At 43.3% G+C, this 17,939-nt stretch carries 18 protein-coding genes; 9 read left to right on the top strand and 9 right to left on the bottom strand.

Translation table 11 applies throughout. The annotated features are described in order from the left end of the window. Positions 1-136: 136 nt before the first annotated feature. A complete protein-coding gene (locus FY557_RS04865) occupies positions 137-511 on the bottom strand; it encodes a hypothetical protein (protein WP_149246166.1) in 375 nt (124 codons plus the stop codon). Positions 512-1,019: 508 nt separating this feature from the next. Here FY557_RS04865 and FY557_RS20050 point away from each other — a divergent pair. After that, positions 1,020-1,163: a bacteriocin-like protein gene (locus FY557_RS20050; RefSeq protein WP_170234657.1), complete on the top strand. Its 144-nt coding sequence runs from the start codon at positions 1,020-1,022 to the stop codon at positions 1,161-1,163. Between the two features lie 26 nt (positions 1,164-1,189). Further along, positions 1,190-1,336, top strand: a complete 147-nt coding sequence (locus tag FY557_RS20045) for a bacteriocin-like protein (RefSeq protein ID WP_185151651.1) — start codon at positions 1,190-1,192, stop codon at positions 1,334-1,336. 120 nt (positions 1,337-1,456) lie between these two features. Here FY557_RS20045 and FY557_RS04860 read toward each other — a convergent pair whose 3' ends face one another. The 4 genes from FY557_RS04860 to FY557_RS04845 form a co-directional block, all read right to left on the bottom strand. Beyond that, on the bottom strand, positions 1,457-3,142 hold the full coding sequence (locus FY557_RS04860) for a tetratricopeptide repeat protein (protein ID WP_149246165.1): 1,686 nt from the start codon (positions 3,140-3,142) through the stop codon (positions 1,457-1,459). A 265-nt stretch (positions 3,143-3,407) separates the two neighbouring features. After that, positions 3,408-3,905 carry a hypothetical protein gene (locus FY557_RS04855; RefSeq protein WP_149246164.1) on the bottom strand — a complete coding sequence of 166 codons (498 nt, stop codon included), beginning with the start codon at positions 3,903-3,905 and terminating at the stop codon, positions 3,408-3,410. After that, positions 3,886-4,353: a hypothetical protein gene (locus FY557_RS04850; protein ID WP_149246163.1), complete on the bottom strand. Its 468-nt coding sequence runs from the start codon at positions 4,351-4,353 to the stop codon at positions 3,886-3,888. Before FY557_RS04850 ends, FY557_RS04855 begins: the two co-directional genes overlap by 20 nt. Positions 4,354-4,361: 8 nt before the next feature. Then, on the bottom strand, positions 4,362-4,847 hold the full coding sequence (locus FY557_RS04845) for a hypothetical protein (protein WP_149246162.1): 486 nt from the start codon (positions 4,845-4,847) through the stop codon (positions 4,362-4,364). A 215-nt stretch (positions 4,848-5,062) separates the two neighbouring features. On the opposite strand from FY557_RS04845, the gene FY557_RS04840 reads away from it, so the two are divergent. The 6 genes from FY557_RS04840 to FY557_RS20040 all read left to right on the top strand — a co-directional run bounded on the left by FY557_RS04840 (position 5,063) and on the right by FY557_RS20040 (position 11,315). Continuing rightward, on the top strand, positions 5,063-7,063 hold the full coding sequence (locus FY557_RS04840) for a sensor histidine kinase (protein ID WP_185151650.1): 2,001 nt from the start codon (positions 5,063-5,065) through the stop codon (positions 7,061-7,063). Between the two features lie 6 nt (positions 7,064-7,069). Continuing rightward, positions 7,070-7,813 carry a LytR/AlgR family response regulator transcription factor gene (locus FY557_RS04835; RefSeq protein ID WP_149246160.1) on the top strand — a complete coding sequence of 248 codons (744 nt, stop codon included), beginning with the start codon at positions 7,070-7,072 and terminating at the stop codon, positions 7,811-7,813. Positions 7,814-7,926: 113 nt separating this feature from the next. After that, positions 7,927-8,259: a DUF4870 domain-containing protein gene (locus FY557_RS04830; RefSeq protein WP_149246159.1), complete on the top strand. Its 333-nt coding sequence runs from the start codon at positions 7,927-7,929 to the stop codon at positions 8,257-8,259. Between the two features lie 54 nt (positions 8,260-8,313). After that, positions 8,314-9,678, top strand: a complete 1,365-nt coding sequence (locus FY557_RS04825; RefSeq protein ID WP_149246158.1) for a hypothetical protein — start codon at positions 8,314-8,316, stop codon at positions 9,676-9,678. Between the two features lie 11 nt (positions 9,679-9,689). Then, on the top strand, positions 9,690-11,045 hold the full coding sequence (locus tag FY557_RS04820; protein WP_149246157.1) for a hypothetical protein: 1,356 nt from the start codon (positions 9,690-9,692) through the stop codon (positions 11,043-11,045). Between the two features lie 123 nt (positions 11,046-11,168). Continuing rightward, complete coding sequence (locus FY557_RS20040) at positions 11,169-11,315, top strand: hypothetical protein (RefSeq protein ID WP_185151649.1); 147 nt, start codon at positions 11,169-11,171, stop codon at positions 11,313-11,315. A 340-nt stretch (positions 11,316-11,655) separates the two neighbouring features. On the opposite strand, the gene FY557_RS20290 is transcribed toward FY557_RS20040, so the two are convergent. Genes FY557_RS20290 through FY557_RS04805 form a run of 4 tightly spaced genes read right to left on the bottom strand, consistent with a single transcriptional unit; the run spans position 11,656 to position 16,693 of the window. Beyond that, positions 11,656-11,802 carry a hypothetical protein gene (locus tag FY557_RS20290; RefSeq protein ID WP_228451706.1) on the bottom strand — a complete coding sequence of 49 codons (147 nt, stop codon included), beginning with the start codon at positions 11,800-11,802 and terminating at the stop codon, positions 11,656-11,658. Continuing rightward, the gene (locus FY557_RS04815; RefSeq protein WP_149246156.1) at positions 11,795-13,939 is read right to left on the bottom strand and encodes a DEAD/DEAH box helicase; all 2,145 of its coding nucleotides are present in this window, start codon (positions 13,937-13,939) and stop codon (positions 11,795-11,797) included. The genes FY557_RS20290 and FY557_RS04815 overlap by 8 nt, the downstream gene beginning before the upstream one ends. Further along, the gene (locus tag FY557_RS04810) at positions 13,936-15,252 is read right to left on the bottom strand and encodes an ATP-binding protein (protein ID WP_149246155.1); all 1,317 of its coding nucleotides are present in this window, start codon (positions 15,250-15,252) and stop codon (positions 13,936-13,938) included. Before FY557_RS04810 ends, FY557_RS04815 begins: the two co-directional genes overlap by 4 nt. After that, a complete protein-coding gene (locus FY557_RS04805) occupies positions 15,242-16,693 on the bottom strand; it encodes a tellurite resistance TerB C-terminal domain-containing protein (RefSeq protein WP_149246154.1) in 1,452 nt (483 codons plus the stop codon). Before FY557_RS04805 ends, FY557_RS04810 begins: the two co-directional genes overlap by 11 nt. A 496-nt stretch (positions 16,694-17,189) precedes the next feature. Here FY557_RS04805 and FY557_RS04800 point away from each other — a divergent pair, with 496 nt between their 5' ends. Beyond that, positions 17,190-17,939, top strand: a complete 750-nt coding sequence (locus FY557_RS04800) for a helix-turn-helix domain-containing protein (protein ID WP_149246153.1) — start codon at positions 17,190-17,192, stop codon at positions 17,937-17,939.

Genomic DNA, 17,939 nt, shown 5'->3' with positions numbered 1-17,939 from the left:
AAAATTAGCGTAATCCTGACGTTATTCCGCCAGATGTTATTGAAAGAACTTCCCTATCGTTTTATGATACGGAAATTCACAGATATTGCCTTGCAGACCTGAAAATCTGCACTGTATGGCGGCTGATAATAAAATATTATACTGCCAAAGAAGAATGCGGCGGTGCCCTTGAACTGAAATAATCGAGCAGGCAATAATAAGCAATAGCCTTAGGATGCGGCATTTCACCGGAAACCGAACTACCGGCCGGCAGTTCCAGAGCAAAGAGATCAGGAAGCAGCACATGGTGCATCTGCAGGTGAAGCGCACACTGGCATTCATCATCCTGTGAAACAGAAGCTCCTTTTTCGGTTTTGGAATGCTTTAATTTCGCAGCAAAACTTTTAGCGTGCCCGGCATGATCAAAACAAACGCTGATCCCGCTGACGTTGTAAACAAACACCGTCAGTAAGGAAAAAACAAAAAAAGTTTTCAGGATCTTCTGCATATCGAAGGCACAAAAATACGACATAATTTTTTTTACGGCGTGCTCCGGGCCAATATATTGATAAAATTTAATGTAACTCCCTCATCAAAAAGGAGAAATATTTTTTAAGATTAAATTTTGCGGACGTTCAAATTAAATTAACGTGAGCCCGAACCGGAAATCGGATTAACGGGCTGGAAGAGAGATGCCGGTCGCTGGAAGTTTATCTTTGTCAACAGTACTTTCAAGGTATTCATTATCAGAAATAAGATCGTTTGTTATTATCTGAGTAGAAAATCTGTTTAAATCCTGACTTACTAATCTAATCCCAATCTTTAATTTCCATAATAAACCGGAAATAAATTGAATATGGTCGAACCTACGTTATCTCATATTCCCAGTTAACTTAAAAGTATATGAATCACCCTGCCTATGTGCTGCTCTTTTATTTATAGCTATACAACGGGACTGATTTCCGGAAAATATTTCCCGGGATTGTGTATTTCAATTGGCGGAAATTTGTTAATTTAGGCAGGAACCAAATCTTATGTTTATGGAAAATTTAAAAAAAGTCAACAGACAGGCAATGAAGGCCATTACCGGAGGAATTACCTGCCCGGGCGGCCAGTTATGTTTTATCAATGGTAAATGGCAATGCAGGCCGTACGATGGTTGCGGCGGCGGAAACCAACCTTAGTTATGTTTAAACCCAATTCCTTTATTATGAAAAATTATAAAAAAATTTCAAGAGACCAGCTGAAAAACATCAGCGGCGGAGCTTTAAGCTGTTCTGAAGCATGCTGTCCTCCTCCGGGAATCAAAAGATGCCCTTGGGTAATCTGCATTATTGCCTGTCCGGTAACAAGTTAACATTTTAACATTTAATTAAAATAAAATCCTGCAGAACTATTTCTTCTGCAGGATTTTATTTTTATCTGAAGTGATGTGAATCTGAAATGAAGTTACCTTAAAAGATTTAAATACTTCCGCCTATTTACCAAAAAGGCTCCTGAAAAAACCTCCTTTTTTATTGATATGGCTTCGCGCCGTATTCAGGTTGGTCCGGGTATGTGGCAAATCGTTCAGCTGTAACGACTGTTGCAGGTTTTTCACGGCTTCATCATAATTTCCAAGATCGAGCTGCGCGCTGCCGATGTGTTCGTAGATTTCCGCTGCCACATCATCGGTGACGCCTTCCTGTACAGGCATTACAGAGAGGGCCCATGTTCCGTAATTCACCGTTTTCTCATTTTCCAGCAGGTGATAAGCCGTGTGAGCGGCCCAATAAAAACACCAGAAATCCCGGTTGCCGTAATGCATGCTCTGCTCAAAGCTTTCAAGGGCAGCAGCGCTGTTTTTAAGATGTACTTCCAGAATGTACCCCTGGTTGTAAAATGCCACCTGCACAGACCGCTCTCTATTCTGCTCAAGGCCGAAATGAATTGCCTGGTCATAGCAATCCAGGGCTTTCTCCCATTTGCCTTCTTTTACAAAAGCGTCGGCCCTGCTGATCATCAGGCTTGGATTATCCGGCATGTTTTCCAGTAAGTAATCAGCCTCTACAGCGTTATTGGTCGTATCCGTTTCCACACCCAGCGCAGCGGAAGCTTCTGCCTTGAAGATAAAAAAGTTAGTGACACAGCGGGTCACGTCTTCGTGCTGAAGGATCGTATCGGCTGGGTCTGTTTCATAATAAAGCTGCAGGCCTTCATCTGCCCAGTACAAAGCCTCTTCATACTGCTTAAGGTCCGAATGAGAGAAAGCAAGACAATCGATCACACTGATTAAGGTTATGAAGTCCATTTCATCAGCATACTCTTCCAGAAGCAGCTTCGCATCGGACATGGCTTTTTCCGGCATTCGGGCATGAGAATAGCTGTCCATTCGGTTGAGCAGGATAAACATGAATCTGCTCTGCGCTATTCCTTCGCTTGCTACGGCAATTGCTTCCTGATAGGCTCCCCGGATGGTCAGTTCCCGGGCAAGGTTGTTGCAGCTCATGGCAAACGTATGCGGATCATGGTTTAGCTCATCACCATTCCCTCCCGTAATCGCATTTTTGTATAATTGATAGGAACGCTCATATAATTCAATTTTCAGTTGGGTCAGGCGCTGCTTTTCTGCTTCCGCCATATCCGGATTTTGGGCCAGAATCCTGTTGATTTCCACACCCGCATTGTAGGCTTCCATTCCGGAATTTGTATCTGTTGAAATTTTAAGCTCAGAAAAGTCGGGATGTTTCTGATTTCTGTGACGGATATTAAAAATACGGATCTGCAATACCGGCGAAGAACGTAGCTGGTTGCTGATCTCATAATACCTCAATGCGCCCTTCCAGTCATTCAGCCAGTAGAGGGCCGAGCCCGCATTCCGGCTGCAATGGTAATGCTCCGGATCAATCCCTGCACCGTTTATGCTCCAGTCCAGGCATTTCGTGAGGGCATTCTCGCGGTTCGGGTCGAAGATTTCGTTATGGTCCAGGGCTATTAATCCGAGTATGGCATAAAGATCAGGGTGCGGTGCTTCCTCATTAAGGGCAGTGATGTGCCGGAATATTTTTTTCAGCTCGGCCAGGCTGTCCGGAAGCGCATATCCGTCCAGCCAGTTTCTTGCCGCTAAGGCGTAATTTCCGGCGTTGAGCGCTTCCCACGCTTTCTGGTGAAGAATCTCTTTCATAATAATGATTTTTAAAGGATGAATAAACAAGATAAATATGAGACCGAAAGACCGTACAGATCAACTGGCATTTACAGCAGCGTATTTTTAAATAGAGAACAGCATGGCTCATCTGGCTGCTCAATTTAATCCGATTAAATAATGAACTCCCGCAGATCCGACAGATTCAGCAGATTTTTTTCTTTTATCTGTCGGAGATTGCATTTTTTATTAAGATTTACCAGATTTTAACTTTTAAATCTGATCAGCCTTTTTTATTTATCAATTATTTATTTAAAAGCTCGTACAGCCTGTTCAGGATTTCTTTTTCGTAATCGATTTCTTTTGCTGACTTTTCTTTGCTGTCTTTAAAGTCTCCACTGATCCGGTAGCTTTTAACCAGATGGCTTTTTTTTGCGCCGACGCGGTAATGCCAGTAGCGGCAGGCCCTGCTTGTAAAGATCACTATCTCATCAGAAGACATCAGTTTTTTTTTCGGGAACAATGGCATTTTCCGGTACAGCATCCTGGATTCCCTGTTGAATACATAGCTTATTTTCGACCGTATCAGGATGTCATACAGACTTTGAAGAATCAGGTAGGGAGCAAGGACAGCAAACAAAACCTGCGCTCCCTGGTTGACCCTGTCAAAATAAGCAATCAACAGAACCGTTAGTACCAAAATGATTATAAGCACCCCAACCGACAGGCGGATGCTGTACCGGTTGGGCCTGAAGCTGAAAATTTTCCCGTTATCCGTAATTTCATACCTGCTCTGTAACATAAGGCGCTGTAATTTCCTCAATATCGTTAAGAATACGCTGCATGGCACTTTTTGAGAATCCCTGAGCAACGATGGCAACTTTTTCTTTTCCTGAAGATAAGTACCATACATTCAGTGCCGTATTTACCGGAATAAAAATATAGATCAGCCGGCTCATCTCATAATTGGTAATTTGGGAGAAAGGGATTCGGATTTCAGGCTTGATGAGTCCTTTTTTGATCAGCAATACCTTTTCATCCAGATCAATCACCGTCTTTTCTGTAAAAACAGACAGCAGGCAAAGAATTGCCAGAATCCCAAAAATCCACATCATGGCTTTATTATCCGAGTTAAAGCCGATCCACGTCATGATGGCAAGACCGATAACGATCACGAAGGTAAATCCGTACTGTCTTTTCATGATATACCGGTTTCCTTCTTTTCTGAAATTTCCAATTGCTGTTTCCATTTTCATTTTTATTTAAGTTTTACGTCATTTACATTAATTTCCCTGCACCAAAGATAGATGTATACATTGGCATCATCGGCAGAGCTTTGGGAGGAGACATTGTCCAGCGTGGCACCGGAAAATTCAATTTTCTGAATGGTGCTGCGGTCTTTCCCCGTCACTTTCAGTTCACCCGAAAACTCGGCATTATAATCGGTAATTAATTTTAATAGAGCTGTATCCATCGTATCGAAATCAATGGCAATGAAGTATTTTTTGGCTTTGGCAGGATCTTCCGAAGGCGGAAAAGCGGCTGAGATCCCTTTGGAAGGATTGCCGAATGCCAATGAGAGGGAACGGGCAGGGTATTTTAAGACCCCTTCCTTTGTTTTTACGGACAGTTCGATCCTGTTGGTAGTTTTTTCCTTAGCCTGCGCATGGCAGTATACGGAAAAAAATAATAGTAAAGCGAACACCATTTGCCGGATCATTCCGGTATATCCCTGAAAATTCATAATAATATAATTTGGTAAAAACTTTTGAGAACAATATTATCACTATAATTTATCTTAGCCTGTTTGCAATTTGCATTCTGCAACAACCGTTTTTTATTTAGCGAATATCGTAAGGCATACGGTATTATGCGCTGAAATATCATTTTTAATTAAAGAAAACAAAGACGTGAAATCCTACCACATTTCATTACATTTGTATGAATTTGTGAATGATTATGAAAAATATTCATCTTCTGCGGATGTCTTTCTGCCGGTTTGCCATTGTTCTGATGATGTGGCCGGTATTAGGGATGAAGGCACAATCTTCCCCATCGGAAAAGATGGCCAACCTCGGTTACACCTATCGGTTTACAGATACGGTAAAGAGCAAAAAGCTTCTGGCGGATGCACTTGCCCTGGCAAAATCTACCGGATCCAAAAGGGATGAAGTGGTTGCCCTTGCCCTGTCAGCGTTTGCCTACCGGAAAATGCATCAGGTAAAAAAATTCAGTTCGTATGCTGAGCAGGCTTATAAAATTTCCTCTGTGACCGATGATGAATATGCAAAAGCTTACGGCTATATGGCAATCGGTGGCTTTAAAGCCTATTTTGACGATAAAGCAGAAGCGCTGAATTACCGTCTGCAGGCTTACACACTGTTTAAAAAACTTCATCAGTATGCCCAATGTGCCCAGATAGGCTCGGACATCTCCTACCTTTTTTCACAGGGCTCGAACAAAAAGATAAGAAAATATGCTTACGAGGCTTTGTATTATGCAGAAAAATCGCGTGATCCTGAAAGCATTCTTCATGCGCGTCTGGCTGTCGGTTCCTATCTTAGCCAAATAGCAGACAAAAACCGAGGTAACGATAAACTCTGGAAAGATGCGGTAAAGTTTCAGGAGCAGACCGCGGCATATGCTGGTGCAAACCATACGAAAATTAGCAGCAAAAGCAATTTAGCCATTTCCCATATCAATCTTGCTTCCTTATACATCCGCCGCAGCAGGCTGATGGACAGAGAACTATTGCTGAAAGAACTGGATTCTGCGGAGTCCATCAGTAAAAAGTACAGTGTAAAAATTACCTATGGAAACAGTGTGGGAATTCGGGGGCAATATTTTATGCTGAACGGTGAGTATGAAAAAGCAAGGGCTATGTTTCTTGAAGGAATCGCTTATCAGCACAGCCTTCCCTATCCTGATGATGAAATGCAGTCCAACCTTTACCAGTCGCTGAAGGAAATAGCTGCCGCCCAAAAGGACTATGCTTCTTATTACCTTTACGATCAGAGCTTCGGGAAGTACAACCGCATAAACTATAATAAAAACCTGCAGACCAACATGCAGAATGCCGAAATTAAATTTGAATCAGAAAAAAACATGCTCAGGATCCGGCAGCTGGAAAACGAAACAAAGCTTCAGAAAAAGAACAAACAGTTGGGTTATATTATTTCGGCTATCCTTTTCCTGATCACCGTTTTTATTTATATTTCCTTTTACTACCGGAAAAGATATTACCGGAAGCAGGCAGAAAACCTGAAACAGCAGCAGATCAATAATGAGCTTAAGCTCGACCTTCTGGAAAAAGATACCCTGGAGCACCTTTTGGAAAAGCTTTCCCTGGAAAGAAGATTTCTCCGGTCGCAGATGGATCCGCATTTTATATTCAATGCTCTGGGTAATATCCAAAGTGTTATTCTGCAGGGAGATAAGACAAAAGCCGTCCGGTATCTGAGTAAATTCGCAAAGCTTACGAGAGACATTCTCGATCATTCCCGTAAAGAATCCGTTACTCTGGAAGAAGAGATTGAAACCCTCGCCAGTTATATCGGGCTTCAGCAGCTCCGGCTTCATGATTCGTTCGACTATGAATTTATTTTCAGGGATGGGATCAGCATGCACGAACAGATTCCTCCGCTGCTTATTCAGCCACTTGTTGAAAACGCTATAGAACACGGCCTGAAGCCATTGGAAAACCGCAGGGGAAAACTGAAGGTGACTTTTGAAAAAGCGTCTGAAGATACACTGACCTGCATTGTTGAAGATAACGGGATCGGCATAGAAGCATCTAAAAAACGCCAGAAGATCAGCAGCCACCTGCCACTTGCTACCGAAATCACCCACGAACGGCTTGCGCTGTATCCGGGAATAGAAAAAGATCCTGCCATTTCCTGCTTTCATATAGAGAGTAACGAAAACGGCTGTACCGTAACCATTAACATCCCTTTATTATAAAAAAATATGTACAAAGCTGTCATCATTGAAGACGAATACCATTTAAGAGAAGCACTTTCCCTATTGCTCGAAATGACGGTCCCCGACCAGATCCAGATTACAGGCTACGCTGAAGGGCTGCCTGACGCCGTTACCCTGATCGACAGATTGAAACCGGATGTGGTATTTATGGACATCAAACTGAAAAACGGAACCGGTTTTGAGGTACTGAACAAGATCGTATATAAGGACTTTCATCTGGTCTTTACGACCGCTTATGAAGAATATGCCGTACGGGCCTTTAAATTTAATGCCATCGATTACCTCCTGAAACCCATTGATCCCGAAGAACTGAAAAGCACGATTGACCGTATTGAGAACAACAGACGGAAATATGTAGATTTTGATTCCCTGCTGCCACTGACTGAAGAATCGGGAAATGCTCCTGAAAGAATTGTCCTCCCGACTCAGGAAGCCATGCACGTTGTGAAACTGAAAAGTATCATCCGTTGTAAAACCTCCGGTTCGTATACCACATTTTTTCTGGAAAATGATAAAAAAATCATGGTCTCTAAGCCTTTGAAGCATTATGAAGAAATGCTCGGCCCTCCAGGCTTCATGAGGGTTCACCAGTCCCATCTGATCAATGTAGATTTTATTGCCAGCTATTCCAAAGACGGAATGATCACCTTACAGGATAAAAGCACGGTCCCCGTCTCGCGGGCCAACCGGGAATCCTTTTTCAGGCTGCTGAAGAACGAACAGGAATAATTGACCGGATACAAACCCAAACTGTACAAATGCAAACCGGAGTTTCCCGATAGGCAAGTCCGGATCTTTATTATTCCAATGCTCTCTTACTTTTGTATAAAAATTATTTTAGTATGACCAACAAGGTATTGGCGATTCTATCCTATATTACCATCATCGGATGGCTGATCGCTTATTTTAAAAATAAGGACAACAAGCCCAAAAGCGAGGTCGTTACCTACCATCTTGAACAGGGGCTCGGTCTTTTCATCGTATCGGTAGTGCTGAACGTTGTTTTATCAGTGATTACTTCCATCTTCCCTTCCCTGTATTTCATCAATTTCATCGGCATTGTGCTGCTGATTATCTGGATTATCGGTATCGTCCATGCGGCCAATGAAGAAAAGAAGCCGCTTCCGCTGATCGGGAAAATGTTCGAAGGGCAATTCGGATTTCTTCACGGGTAGCTGAATACTTGCCCTGTCCCCTCTCTATAAAACAAACTGTTATTTTCGTATATTATGAAGAAACTCTATACCATAGCGATAATGGGCTTACCCGTTATCGCTTTTTCCCAGGTAGGAATCAATACCACCAATCCCCTGGGCATTTTACACATCGACGGAGCAAAAGACAATCCTGCTACCGGAACTCCTAACGTCAGCCAGCAGGCCAATGACATTGTAGCCACTGCAGACGGCAGGCTAGGTATCGGAACCCTGACGCCTACTGCAAGACTGGAGCTGAACAGCGGGACGGTCAACGGTGCCCTTAAAATCACCGACGGTACGCAGGGGATCGGAAAAGTGCTGACTTCAGACGCCTCCGGACTTGCCATCTGGCAAATCATTCCGGCCTGGGGAACGTCAGGTACCGGCAACTCGGACGCTACTGCCCTCAATGCTTTAGGAACTAAGTTTATCGGAACTACCGATGCGCATTCGTTGGTTATTAAAACCAACAACAACCTGGCAGGTTATATCGGTACATCAATGAACGATAACCTTACTTTTGGGGTTGATGCCGGAAAAGCCTCCACATCCGGAAACCTGAATGTTTTTGTCGGAAACAATGCAGGTGCTTCCAATACCGCAGGAAGCTCAAATGTATTTGTCGGGCCTTATTCAGGAACAGCTAATACTACAGGCAACTCCAATGTTTTTATGGGGTATAATTCGGGCAGCAGCAGTACGGCGGGCGATGCCAATACTTTTCTAGGAACCTGGGCCGGCAACATCAATACTACCGGCGGTTACAATGCTTTTTTAGGATATCAGGCAGGGAACAGCAATACGACAGGGAACGACAATACGTTTTTGGGCTACAGTGCCGGTAAAAACAATACCACAGCAAACAATAACGTTGCTGTAGGAACCCTGGCAGGGCAGAACATTACTACAGGCGGCAACAATACGTTTATAGGAACGGGCGCAGATGCGGATTCCAATAATCTTACCAATGCTACCGCTATCGGATACGGAGCCAAAGTAAGCAGCAGCAACAGCCTGGTGTTGGGAGGCGCAGGATCCAACGCAGTAAACGTAGGAATAGGAACTACATCACCTGCTTCCAGACTTGAGGTTGATGGGGCATCCACCAATAAATCGGCGTACAATGCCGGAGCTTCCACTACCATTGATTTTTCTAAAAGCAATCTCGCTTACACGACGGCAAATGCAACAGCTTTTACCCTGAGTAACATCAAAGACGGCGGAAGCTATACCCTGAGCGTAAGGGGTACGGTGAGTGGAACTTCTACGTTTACGGCAGCAGGTTTTACGTTTAGATACGTAAATAATAACCCAAGTATTGCCAATACCCATACCCTATATACTTTCGTTGTTATAGGAACTGTAGTATATGTATCTTGTGTAAGAGGATTATAATACCAGTAGTGATGAGAAATATAACAATATATAATGTAATAGTTACTACTCTACTCATTTTGTGCTGGATCCAGCCAAAGGCACAGGTAGCCGGGACCCCCGTAATATCACTCAAAGAAAACAGGAATGTATTGGGCGGAACCTCCAATGATGTAGCTTTATCTGCTGCATATACTACAAATGGGGGATATGCCCTAGCCGGACTTAGCAATTCAAATGATGGCGATGTGTCCGGAAATCATGGGTATTTTGATTTATGGGTAATAAAACTCAGCAGTACAGGAGCTTTGCAGTGGCAGAAATCATTAGGCGGATCGGGCCTGGAAAGTGCACAATCCATAGTTCGGACTACAGACGGAGGATATGCCGTAGCCGGATATACCCGTTCTAATGATGGAGATGTATCCGGAAATAACGGGAAGGCCGATATTTGGGTGGTCAAACTCAGCAGCATAGGAACTTTGGAATGGCAGAAAGCTTTAGGCGGAACAGAAGATGAAATAGCATATTCAATTGTACAGACTACGGATGGAGGGTATGCAGTTGCAGGATATTCTAATTCGAATAATGGAAACGTATCAGGAAATCATGGCGGGTACGATTGGTGGGTGGTTAAACTCAGCAGTACAGGAACTTTACAGTGGCAGAAAGCTTTAGGCGGAGCGGGTACGGAAAGTGCGCAGTCAATCATCCAGACTACGGATGGAGGTTACGCCATATCCGGATACAGCGATTCAAATGATGGCAACGTGTCAGGAAACCATGGCCAGCAGGACATTGTGGTTATGAAATTAGATAGTACAGGAAATCTGCAGTGGCAGAAAGCTTTAGGCGGTACAAATACAGATCTAGGCAATTCTATTGTCCAGTCTGCTGACGGAGGATATGTCATAGGAGGATACACCCGTTCTAACGATGGAGACGTTACGGGAAACCATGGCGATTATGATTTTTGGGTAATAAAACTCAGCAGTACAGGAGCTTTAGAGTGGCAGAAAACTTTAGGAGGAACCGGTTATGAGAAATTACTTTCTCTTAATAAAAGTACAGACGGAGGATTTGTGGCAGCTGGAGAATCCAGTTCTAATGACGGAGATGTATCCGGGAACTATGGTGGTACCGACATATGGATAGTAAAGGTAAGTAATACGGGAAATCTGGTATGGCAGAAAACGACGGGTGGAACAGGTTATGATTCTGCAAACATTGTGCTCCCTATCCAGAATGGTTATGTAACAGCAGGGATAAGCAATTCAAACGATGGAGATATATCAGGACCATTACAGGGTGGGAATGATGCATTCATCATAAAACTTGATACAAATGGTAAGGTGAACTATTTTTTCGATGACACTGTGCAGCAGTAAAATCTTCATCTGTACTTGGAATTTATCTAAAAAAAAAACGAAATGATAAATTTGAGAACATTCCTATAAAATCCTTACTGAAAAAATGACTTGTAGTATCTGCTTTCAGATATGTAAACAACAATGAAAATATATCCAATGATCGTCATAGACTTTTCGGCAGAGAACGCATTCAATTCCGGGAACCAGGCAGAAACCGATAAACAGGAAGGATTCGACTTTTGGGTAATTAAAACAGACCGGAACGGCAACATCGGTATCATGAGGTAATACCTTTTGTTGTCTTAATGATGCAGGATTATTACCATTAAATCATCTTCTTACAAGGCCATCCGGAATTTCCGGATGGCCATTTTTTATCCACAGAGAGCAGAGATTTCACGGATGATGGCGCTGTGTCAATGTCAGTTCAGGTGTTTTTTTGCATTAGATCGGAGAGCAATATATCCACAACCTGCAAAGTAAAGTAAGACCTTTGGTTGGTGGTTCAGCAACTTCTCAATATATTTTTTTCAAAATCTACTTGAGGTACGGATCCAGCATCTCTCTCCCGGCACATTTCTCAGCATCTGAAAAAATATTTTCAATATCAAGTCGGTTGATTGTGACCTTAACTGAAAAAAACTTCAAGCTTCCAGCCTCCCTCTTCCAGCCCATTCCTCAGCAACTGAAAAATATTCCTGATACTTAGTTGGCTGGTCGTGACTTTAACCGAAAAAACTTCCGGCATCCATCTTCCATCTTCCAGCCTATTCATTAATATTATAAACCCATTTTATTTTTTCAAGGAATCTGAAACAGCCTTCAAAATTATAATATTTGGTTTTCAGGATTTCGGCCTGGAATTTCAGAGGAAGGTACAGGCCCCATTTGGAAAGGTTGATCAGCGCAGGATTCTTTTTCAAAGTTTCACATAAGGCTCCTGTGATCTGATCCTCTGTAAGACGAATGGTTGCGAGGTTTATAAACGGCGGCTGTTCCGGCGGCCTGCAAATAAATACGGTTGAATGGTCGTCGTGGCTATATTCGGCACCGGCCTGATCAAGCAGAAAGCAGATGGTCTTATTGATTTTGCTGCCGGCGAAGGAATAAAATTTAGTCTGTTCATTACTACAAAGCAAAGGCCTTTCATCATTTAAATTCGTAATGGGGAATACCGAAAATTCCTTACGCATTTCTTTCAGTATCTGCATTCCTTCTTTATCCAGAAAATCATACTCCTCATCCGAATACAGAATTTCCATCATCTTTTCCCTGATGCGGTGGGCCGTATCTGCAGCATCGCCGAAAAACAATGGCTTTTTCCCGTCCTTTGCCGGGACTACTTCTATTTTGGAAGCTTCATAATCAACATATTTTATCTTCCAGATTTTTGCCGAAAGGTAGACATTCTCATCTTCCATGATCTGCGGGCTCAGCGGAAGTTCCCCGATTTTCACCCCCTGGCTGGATACTTTAAAGAAAACGGGCGTATGGAACAGACTGTAAAAATCTTTATTGTTTACTACTTTTTCGCCCTCTACGCCGATAATATATTCGTGGCCTAATTTTTCAAGAAAATCGATTTCCTGCAAGTGACCGACGATCTCTTTTGTTTCTTCTTCGCTGATGTTTTCAAAAGTGGGATTATCATTTATTTTAGCTAAAAGTTCATGAAGGTATAATCCCGAGCTTCCTTTGATGATGGAAAGGATCTGATGCAACAAAACGTCGTACGGTTTTGTGATGACTTCAATAGGCTCGATGTATTGTTCCGAATAAAGCAACCAGCAGGCAAGAGACTGCAAAAGGCTCCACCGGTCGGTTGAGTACAGATAAAGATTGCTGGCCCGGCCTTCCCTTCTCCCGCTTCTCCCTACCCGCTGGATTAAGGAAGCAATGCTGTTGGTGGCATCAATCTGTACGACCTCATCCACATTTCCTATATCGATCCCAAGTTCCAGTGTTGAGGTACAGGAAATACAGAAATTCTGCACACCGGCATTCTTTGCGAAAAATTCCACGTATTCCCTTACTTCCTTATCGACTGATGAATGATGGGAAAAATAATTCTTATGCCCGCCAACCCTTTCCGAAAGCCTTTTAAGTTTTACCGCCACTTCCTCTACCCGGCCTCTCGCATTGGGAAACACGAGCACTTTGGAATCACGGGTCCTTACATAAAGATCTTTCAGTAAGCCGATCGGCAGTTCCTGCGGATCTCCGGAGAAATACCTGAAAACGGCATTGATGGGCTTGGGTGTATGGTCCCGGATGATTTTTGTATTTTCAGCATGGCCCAAAAATTCTTTAAGCTCGGCATAGAGATTCACATCGCTTACAGTAGCCGAAAGTCCTACAATGCTGAAGCGGTCCCGATTAATCTGCTGCAGCCGGCTGAGCAGCGATTTTAACTGCACGCCGCGGTCCGAACCCAGAAAGGAATGGATTTCGTCGATCACAACATAATCCAGGGAAGCGAAGAGATGGCTGACGGTGTACGGCTTATTCACAAACATGGCTTCCAGGGATTCCGGCGTAATGAGGACAATGCCTTCCGGATCTTTCAGAAGCTGGTCTTTCCTGCCTTTTGAAGCTTCGCCGTGCCATTTGGTTACCCTTACGTCCAGATGTTCGCAGAGTTTTTCCACCCTGGTAAACTGATCGTTGATCAGGGCAATCAGCGGCGAGATGTATAAAACCTTCACACCCTTTTCCCGGAAATTGACTTTGGAAAGAATGGGAAGAAAAGCGGCTTCCGTTTTACCGGAAGCGGTTCTGGAAATAAGGACATAGTTGAGGTCCGTGCTCATAATACGCGGAATGGCCGCTTCCTGTATTTTTCTCAGGCTTTCCCACCGCTGCTCCCGGATGTACTTCCTGATGGGCTCTGACAATAGATCGAAGGCACTCATATTTCTTCAATACTGTCCAGTACGGCAAGATCATTCGGCCTTTCGTCTGAAATTTCTATTTCTCCGAAGAGCCGCGCTTTATCCACTTTAGGATTCTGGCGGATAATGTTTAGGATATTCAGGAAATCCCGGATCACTTCACGCGGCGTAAGGAACTCGGAAGCACCGGGCTTGTTGAACATCTCTTCCATAAAGGCGGAAATCTCATCATCGGTAATACCAAGCTCAGTTTTATAATTAAAATCAAAAATTAATTTCAGTTTTTTCAGCAAAACAAAAATTTCATTGTGATCCAGCGGCTGCAACTTGATGACGGGCTGGGCATAATCCCGGATCCCCTGGCTTTCGAATTTGTTGCTTTCCAGACGTGATTTTAAGGCCTGATAGCTGAACAATCCGCGCCTTTCGTTTTCAAGGAATTCCCTGGTGCCGGCGAAATTGATGAACAGGTTCGCTACTTTCCCTTGGAAACAATCGTTGTAGATCGACAGTATTTTTTCGTAATTTTTCTCACGGGCTGCAGAGGTGGAAATTTTATACAGGTTGATTGCCTCATCCAGGTTGATCATAAAACCGCTGTAGCCCATATTCACAAACAGCTTGCAGAAGTTTTTGAGCATATCGTAATAGTTGCCGTCATTAATGATCTCACGGATTCCCAGATCCTGCCTTGCTTCAGTCTTTGTAGTGTATTCGCCTTTCAGCCATTTCAAAGCATTCCTTCTCAAAAGCTCGTCATGGTTGATGTAGCCTTCGTAATATTTTACGATCACAGAACCGAAATCGAAGCCGCCGGTTTCCGTAATCTCATTGACGGTTTTCATGATGGCATTCCCGATCAGGCTTTTGTACTGGTCGTTCCGGATTTCCATCAATGATATATTGTTTTCTTCGGCGGTCTTACCGATCACCTGCTCGATCCACTTTTCCAAAAGGACGGGCAATGCGCCGCCTTCAGGTTTGGTCTGTATCGCGATATTATCCATGATGGCCGAATATAAAATGACGCTTTTGCCATCGTTGGCATACAGCCGGTTATCAGGCGTAAAATCGGCATTGGCCACGACAAATTTCTGTTTCATGGCTACGGTATTCAGCAGGTGAAGCATAAAGGACTTTCCGCTTCCGAAATCACCGATCCAGAATTTGGCGATGCTGTGTCCGTTTTTCACTTCTTCCAGAGCATTGATGGCGGCATGTACTTCTTCAGAACGGCCGACAGCGATGTGCTGCACGCCTATTTTAGGGACCACCCCGCCGGTAAGCGAATTGATAATGGAGGTGGCTTCTTTCGGTTTAATGTTATTGATCATTGTTTAAAAGTTTTTTATAATATTCGGGATTGATGGTTAAATATTCATCCTCTTCTTCAATCAGGATATCGTCCAGCGTATCAAAAAGGTGATCGTTGACGGATTCGATGGCTGCATTTATAAAAAGGTGGCGCGACCGTAGGTATTCTTCAAGGTCGGATTTCAGGATTGTGAGGCTGCTTTTTTCGAAATACTCCAGAAGATCCATCTGGGTATCACTCAGGTTGAGTTCCGGCAGATATTTCTTAACTCCGACAGGATCTTCGGTAGCAATCACTTTAAATTCAATATCAGCCGTATTTCCTGCATCTATTGGATGCTGTTCTTCAGGCTGTTCTTCTTCATCAGCCAGCAGGTCTCCCAGAATCTTCGAGGTCTGCGAATCCAGCTGCTGTACCCGGTCGATAGCATTCCGGTCGATCACAATTCTTTTCCGCTTCGGCAGATAAAGGGTATCCAGCTTTGTGACTGCTGACTGGAAGTCCCGGGTCAGGACAAATTCATTAACGATCTCCTCAAACTCCGCAAACTGTTCCGGCGTAGAGAACAGGTTTTTCTGAATGCTTTTGGTGAGATGTTTCCGGTCGAATCTTTTGCTTTGCAGATCTTTATCCAGGTAATGCAGATACAGCCTCAGGGCAGCATTCCGGTCGTAGGTACTGACGAATTTTGATGCTTCCAGATAGATATCATCAAGAGAAGGGTTTTTTATATTCACTTCCGCCAGCCTCCCGATTTCTCTTTCAAATGAGACAGCATTGGTGTAATCCGATGTAATCATCCCGAACTTATCTTTCCAGCGGTTCGTATTGGTCTCATTCAAAATCAGATTCGTCCTGTAGTCGGCATCCAGAACCAGATGCTGATGCTGGCTCAGAAAGGATTCAACCGGCGCAACGATCTTTTTATGGAACCGGCCTGTGATTTCGGGATGGGTATATTTAAAATCGGTATTGATTTTTCTTTTAATGCCATAACAATCCCTTATGCTGTTTTCGCACAGCTTCAGGACATGGTTGAAGATCTCGGATTTTATGGAATCAATGGTATACTGATAGTTAAGGCTCTCTTTCCGGTAATTGTATTCCAGGACAATAATGATTTCCGAAACCTCATCGACAACCGTAGGATAGGTTTTATTAACGGGAATGCAGTTTTTTTCCAGATAATCCGTAGTACGGAGAAATTGCTTCAGAATCTGGATCCTGCAATAATCGATTTCGTTGAACACATTCGTGCTGAAACTCAATGTATTCACCAGCTCCGCCTGCTTCCCGTCCAGTCCGAGTTTTTTTCTGTATCTTTCACCGGTACTCTGAAAAACCGGTCCGGTGTTATTTTCCTGTGCCACCCCGTAGGTGATCGGAATTTCTGCCGTACCGGAAACATCAATAATAAAATCTGACGGGTCCTTATTTACCCGGTTCATTTCTATTTCCATGATTATTCATATTATCGCATCGCTGTTAAATAGTTTTAACCGCATGATGCCTGTCAACCATTATTCAGCTATCAATAGACTAAGATATAAAAATTCATTGTAGATTGAATTAAAAAAGTGAATTTTACATTGAAGGTGGAAAGTGAATGGTCAATTTTAATTGTGGATCTTGTTGGAACAACGCAGAGGCGCGAAAGGTTTTCAATGCTTTGTGTTGTAAGGTGCAAAAATTTTATCTGATAAAATTGAATGCCGCTGATTTCTAAAGCATAAAATTTCAGAGATTGGTATTAGCGGTATGAAAATTTGACAGCGTCAAATTCTTTGTGCCTTAAAACGTCTGGTTTTTCAGAAATTTTGCGCCTTTGCGCTTGCCAATCTTTTCAACATATTTTATTTGTGTCGGATCTTTATCAATAAGAAAAAAATAAAAATCAGTAATTTAGCACTACTAAACTGCATTTATCATATATGCAAAACGGAAAATCCTCTGAATATGCAACCGACATTAGATTTCAAGCTCATCCAGCCTGAGGATTCCCTCAGGGATTTTATCTATTGCTTTTCCTCAATGCGCTATTTTTCCGGTATTCAGCAGGCGGTAGTGATTCCCAACGGAAGGATCGACCTGATCTTTTCAAAAACGGGAGACGGCCGAATCAGGGTTGCGTTGCTGGGTCTTGAAACCATGCCGAAATATCCGGATCAGGAATTCTCGGATTTCTGTTCGGTCAGCTTCAATCCGCTGGCTACCGAATATGTTTTCGGATTTCCGGTAGCCGGGCTGATCAACACCGGAATGTTGATGCCGGACGATTTCTGGGGGTTTACATCCGGCGACCTGGATGATTTTGAAGGATTCTGCCGTAAGATGTCCGAAAAAATAAAATCACTGATCCCCGAGAACGTAGATTTACGGAAACGAAAGTTGTTCGAGCTGATTTTTGCCTCAAACGGAGAAATTCCCGTTGCCGAACTCGCGGAAAAAATTTCGTGGAGCCCGCGCCAGATCAACCGGTATTTCAATACCCGGTTTGGACTTCCGCTAAAAAGCTATTGCAAGATCCTCCGCTTCCAGGCCTCATTGTCACACATCAAAGACGGAAACCTGTATCCGCAGCTTAATTTTACTGATCAATCCCATTTCATCAAAGAAATCACCAAACTTTCCGGGGTCTCTCCCAAAGAACTCCATAAAAATGAAAACGGCCGATTTTTACAATTTTTAGTCTATGGCGAAAACTAA

The organism is Chryseobacterium sp. SN22, from assembly GCF_008329705.1.
Lineage (GTDB): Bacteria > Bacteroidota > Bacteroidia > Flavobacteriales > Weeksellaceae > Chryseobacterium.
Note: the sequence above shows the minus strand (reverse complement) of the source record. Positions and strands in the feature narration are given on the sequence as shown.